At 27.9% G+C, this 5632-nt stretch carries 3 protein-coding genes and 1 rRNA gene; 3 read left to right on the top strand and 1 reads right to left on the bottom strand.

What is annotated here, in order from left to right:
- Position 1 precedes the first annotated feature (1 nt).
- A 5S ribosomal RNA gene (gene rrf / locus IR151_RS19755) occupies positions 2–118 on the top strand.
- 208 nt (positions 119–326) lie between these two features.
- Here rrf and IR151_RS19750 read toward each other — a convergent pair.
- On the bottom strand, positions 327–1511 hold the full coding sequence (locus IR151_RS19750) for a pyridoxal phosphate-dependent aminotransferase (protein ID WP_227437648.1): 1185 nt from the start codon (positions 1509–1511) through the stop codon (positions 327–329).
- 372 nt (positions 1512–1883) lie between these two features.
- Here IR151_RS19750 and IR151_RS19745 point away from each other — a divergent pair, with 372 nt between their 5' ends.
- Positions 1884–4235 carry an anaerobic ribonucleoside triphosphate reductase gene (locus tag IR151_RS19745; protein WP_227437646.1) on the top strand — a complete coding sequence of 784 codons (2352 nt, stop codon included), beginning with the start codon at positions 1884–1886 and terminating at the stop codon, positions 4233–4235.
- 21 nt (positions 4236–4256) lie between these two features.
- A complete protein-coding gene (gene nrdG / locus IR151_RS19740; RefSeq protein ID WP_227437644.1) occupies positions 4257–4796 on the top strand; it encodes an anaerobic ribonucleoside-triphosphate reductase activating protein in 540 nt (179 codons plus the stop codon).
- Positions 4797–5632: the final 836 nt, after the last annotated feature.

Raw genomic sequence — 5632 nt, 5'->3', positions numbered from 1 at the left:
ATGTGGTTACAATAGCAGAGAGGATACACCTGTTCCCATTCCGAACACAGAAGTTAAGCTCTCTAGCGCTGATGGTACTTGGTGGGAAACTGCCTGGGAGAGTAGGACGTAGCCACGTAATTTTTTTATTTGTTATATTGAGTTAAAATTTAAAATAAAATTCTAGCTTAATATAACAAATAAAATAAAAACCTATTGGTATGAAAATCAATAGGTTTTTATTTTATTTAAGTTTTTAATTACGATGTTAAATATATTATATAGATACACAATCTATTAATTTATCATCTAATATCTTATATTTAAAAATTGTTTGATTAAAATTATTATGCCATTATCTTAGATACAAATTCTTTTAATTTATCTAATCCAGCCAAGAAAGTATTCTCATTACAAGCATAAGATATACGAATATATTTATCCATACCAAATGCTATGCCAGGAACAACTGCTACATTGTATTCTTCTAAAAACTGATTACAAAATTCTATAGAAAAACTATCTTTATATTTAAAGTTTTCAGCTATCTTAGAAAGGTCTATAAAAGCATAAAACGCACCATCTGGATTTACGTAATCTACATTTTCGATAGAATCTAATTTAGATGTGATTAAATCTCTTCTAGATTTATATGTTTCCACCATATCATCTATATCAGTTGAACAATCTTTTAAGGCTCCATATGCTATGTATTGTGATGTTAAGCTTGGATGTGATATAAGATGTCCTTGTATGGAACTCATTGCTTTAGCTATGGTTTTATTAGAAGCAGTATAGCCTAATCTTAATCCAGTCATAGCAGCTGATTTAGAAAAACCATTTATAGTTATAGTTATATCTTTTGCTTCTTCGTTTAATGAAGCAACTGATGTGAAATTTCCAGTGTAACATATTTTTTCATATATTTCATCTGCCAAAATATATATTTTGTTCTGTATACACACTTTTACGATTTCAATTAGCTCATCTCTTGTATAGACACTACCAGTAGGATTTGAAGGATTATTTATTACAAGAATCTTTGTTTTGCTTGTTATAGATTTTTCAAGTTCTTCTTTTGTTAATTTGAATCCATTTTCTTTTCTGGTATCAATAAAAATTGGAACAGCATTAACTAATTTAACCATTTCAGGGTAACTAACCCAATATGGTTTTGGCAATAACACTTCATCTCCCTCATCTGTTAACGCTAGTAAAGTGTTTGTTATAGAATTTTTAGCTCCACTTGATATAACTATTTCATCTATTGAATATTTACAGTTATTTTCTTCAATAAGTTTTTTACAGATTTCTTCTCTAAGTATTTTCAATCCAGGAACTAAATCATATTTAGTACAATCTTTATTTAAAGAGTCAATTCCGTAAGATTTTGCAACATTAGGTACATTAAAATCAGGTTCTCCTATACTAAGGTTGATTACTTTAATTCCGTCACTTTCCATTTCTTTAACTTTTGAACTAATACCTATTGTATAGGATGGAGTTATAAAGTTTAGTCTTTTTGATAACATAAAATGCCCCCTTTTAAATTATTATTTATATTATACGACAAATTTGAAAAATGTACATAAGGAAATTTGTAGATATATACATTAATACATATGAAAATGAGTATTTTTTGCCTAAAATTAGTGTAAAAAAAAGAGAAAAAAGTTTTGACTTCCAAAGTTGTTACAAACGCTGATGTTCAAAATATCTACATAGTATTTGCAATGATTTGCGTTAGTTTGACTATTATGTACAAATTTGGTAATCTTAATATAGTAATTATTAAGATAATCCCTTTAACTTAGTTGAAGGGGATTTTTTTAGACTTAATATACTACATATAGTGGTATGTAGATTAATAAAATACAATATATAGTAATAGGGGGTTTTTTTAATTGGTTGAGTTTGTAAAAAAGAGAGATGGAAGAGTGATTCCATTTAATGAAGATAGAATAACAAGGGCTATATTTTTAGCAGCAACAAATGTTGCAGAAAGAGAAGGTATTGTACCTGATTATAAGTTATCTGAGCAACTAACTCAGGAAGTAATAAAGTTGATAAATCATAAATATTCTGAATCAGTTCCAAGTGTTGAAGACATACAAAATTCTGTAGTTAAGGTTCTTATAGAAACAGGTCATGCAAAAACTAGTGAAGAGTACATAGTATATAGAACTGAAAGAAGTAGAATAAGAAATTCAAAAACACGATTAATGAAGGCAATAGAAGAAATTACCTTTGAGGATGCAGAAGATGCTGATATAAAAAGAGAAAATGCAAATATCAATGGTAATACAGCTATGGGAACAATGTTACAATATGGAAGTACTGTATCCAAAGAATTTTGCAAGACTCATATATTAAAGCCAGAACATTCTTTCGCACATGATAATGGAGATATACATATACATGACATGGACTTTTTAAATATGGGGACATTAACTTGTTGCCAGATAGATGTTAAAAAACTATTTGAGGATGGTTTTTCAACTGGTCATGGTTTCTTAAGAGAACCACAAGATATAATGAGTTATGGAGCTCTAGCCGCAATTGCGATACAAAGTAATCAAAATGATCAACATGGAGGTCAAAGCATACCATTTTTCGATTATGGTTTGTCTGAAGGTGTGTATAAGACATTTAAAAAATTCTACATAGGAAACTTAGCTAAAGCATTAAAATTATTTAAAGGAATTGAAAATAATGAAGCAATAAAGGACATAGTATATAGAACAGAGAAAGAAACAAATAAAAAAGTTGGTCTTAAAAAAGATGAATTGTATTTAAACTCTGAAAAAGAAAAACTAAAAGAAATGTTTAATATTGATGAAGAACTTATAAAGAACATGCAAAACTTTGCATTTGAAGAGTCATATAAAGAAACTGATAAAAAAACATATCAATCTATGGAAGCATTTATACATAACTTAAATACAATGCATTCTAGAGCAGGTGCACAAGTACCATTTTCAAGTGTAAATTTTGGAACAGATATTTCAGAAGAAGGAAGAATGGTAACTAAGAATCTATTATTATCACAAGAAAGAGGTTTAGGTAATGGAGAGACCCCAATTTTCCCAATATTGATATTTAAAGTTAAAGAAGGTGTAAATTTAAATCCTGAAGATCCTAATTATGATTTATTTAAGTTATCATGCAGGGTATCAGCTAAAAGATTATTTCCTAACTTTAGCTTTTTAGATGCTCCTTTTAATGCTAAATATTATAAAGCAGGAGATCCAGATACAGAAGCTACATATATGGGTTGTAGAACAAGAGTACTTAGTAATGTATGTGGGCCAGAAACAGTTAGTGGCAGAGGAAATATATCTTTTACTACTGTCAATCTTCCAAGATTAGGTATAAAGCATGGAATTATAAAAAATGAGAAAACTAATTTAGATGAATTTTTTAAAGAACTAGATGAGAAAATAGACTTAATTATAGAACAATTATTAGAGCGTCTTGAAGTTCAAGGAAATAAAAAAATGAAAAACTTTCCGTTTTTAATGGGGCAAGGCGTATGGAAAGATTCTGATGATTTGGGCCCAGAAGATACATTAAAAGAAGTAATAAAGCAAGGAACATTGACTATTGGGTTTATAGGTTTAGCAGAATGCCTTATTGCTCTTACAGGTAAACATCATGGAGAAAGCAAGGAAGCTCAAGAATTAGGACTAAAAATAGTGTCATATATGAGACATAAAATGGATGAAGCTACAGACAAATATAAATTAAATTTCTCTTTAATGGGTACTCCAGCAGAAGGTCTTTCAGGAAGATTTACTAAAATAGATAAGAAAGTATATGGAGAAATTAAAGGTATTACAGATAAAGAGTATTATACTAATTCATTCCATGTTCCAGTTTATTATAATATAAGTGCATATGACAAAATTGAGATAGAAGCTCCATATCATGAATTTACTAATGCAGGTCATATAACATATGTAGAACTAGATGGAGATCCATCTGATAACTTAGAAGCTTTTGAAACTATCATAAAAGCAATGAAAGATTTGGGCATAGGATACGGAAGTATAAATCATCCTGTAGATAGAGATCCTATATGTGGTTTCTCGGGAGTAATAGCAAGTAATATATGTCCTGTATGTGGAAGAAATGAAGACGAAAGTGATATTAAATTTGAAAGAATCAGACGAATAACAGGATATTTAGTTGGTACAGTTGATAGATTTAATAATGCCAAAAAAGCGGAAGTTAAAGATAGGGTAAAACATAGATAGTTTTATTTGGAGGAATAAGTTATGAAGATAAGAATGTCATCTACTATAAGTCATGACAGTATAGTTGATGGACCAGGGTTAAGAATGGTAATATGGACTCAAGGATGTGTTCATAATTGTAAAGGATGTCATAATCCTCAAACACATAATTTATGTGGTGGATTTTATATGGATACAAAAGAAATTATAAATAAGATAAAGTCACTAAAATTACAAAAAGGTATTACACTATCAGGTGGAGAGCCATTTTTACAGCCAGAACCATTAGAAGAAATAGCAAAAGAAGCCAAAAAGACTGGCTTAGATGTATGGTCCTATACAGGATTTACATTTGAACAACTACTAGATAAAAAAAATAGTGCATATTTTAAAAACTTGAACCTATTAAAGCAGATTGATGTTTTAGTAGATGGAAGATTTGTAGATGAAAAAAAAGATATAAGTTTAAAATTTAGAGGTTCATCAAATCAAAGAATAATTGATGTTCAGAAGAGCTTAAAGTATAAAAAAGTATTTTTAATTGAGCAGTATATGAAGGATGATTTATCTATAGCAGAATAGAACATAAATAGACGAAAGTAAATGTAAAAACATATTTACTTTCGTCTATTTTTATGTAAAAAGTTTTTCTTTAATTATGTATTATATAAAATGTATTTATATTAGACTGACTATTGTAGCTTTTATAGCTTTAGTTTTATAATATATTAGTTTGTTTTGATTTATATTCTTTTAAAAGAAAGTTTTACAAATTGTTTAATTGATACTCGGCTATGAAACTAAAGTATTTAATTTGATTATGAAAGTTTTTAGTTAATATATAAATTTACAAAGTAAAGTAGTAAGGGGTTGATAAATACTTTAATAAAATTATATGCTCATGTACTATTATCACTACTAATATCATTATTAATGCTTTTGAGAGGAAATAATGCTGCTATTAAAGTAAGCATTTTCAACCAATGTTTTCAAGTTGTAAACATATTGTATCATATAGATAAATGGACTAATGAGAAGTGATTATACATATGGATTTATCTTTATTCAAAAAATAATAAATTATGTAATATGTGGATAAATATGTTTATAATGTGGATAATATTTAATGTAATAAGTTAAAACAATATGAATCAGTTGTTTATAATGTGGATAATATTATAATAGAGAGGTAAAGTGATAATTTAAAAATAAAAAAAGTAAAAAAAGTTGTTGACTCTAAAAGAAAAAGTTGGTATAGTAATACTTGTCCTCAAGAAAAGGACATAAACATAAAGAACTTTGAAAATTAAACAGTAGGTTAATTTATAAACAAGAAACAAACCATAAAGCCAGATATTTAGATAACAATAGTATCTGAGCCTGATAAACTTTTATTTGAGAGTTTGATCCTGGCTCAG

The organism is Clostridioides sp. ES-S-0006-03 (assembly GCF_020662275.1).
Taxonomy (GTDB): domain Bacteria; phylum Bacillota; class Clostridia; order Peptostreptococcales; family Peptostreptococcaceae; genus Clostridioides.
Note: the sequence above shows the minus strand (reverse complement) of the source record. Positions and strands in the feature narration are given on the sequence as shown.

What these genes read in the sequence shown, in the direction of transcription:
- nrdG (WP_227437644.1), top strand. Translation starts at nt 4,257, where the DNA reads ATGAAGATAAGAATGTCATCTACTATAAGTCATGACAGTATAGTTGAT.
- IR151_RS19750 (WP_227437648.1), bottom strand. Translation starts at nt 1,511, where the DNA reads ATGTTATCAAAAAGACTAAACTTTATAACTCCATCCTATACAATAGGT.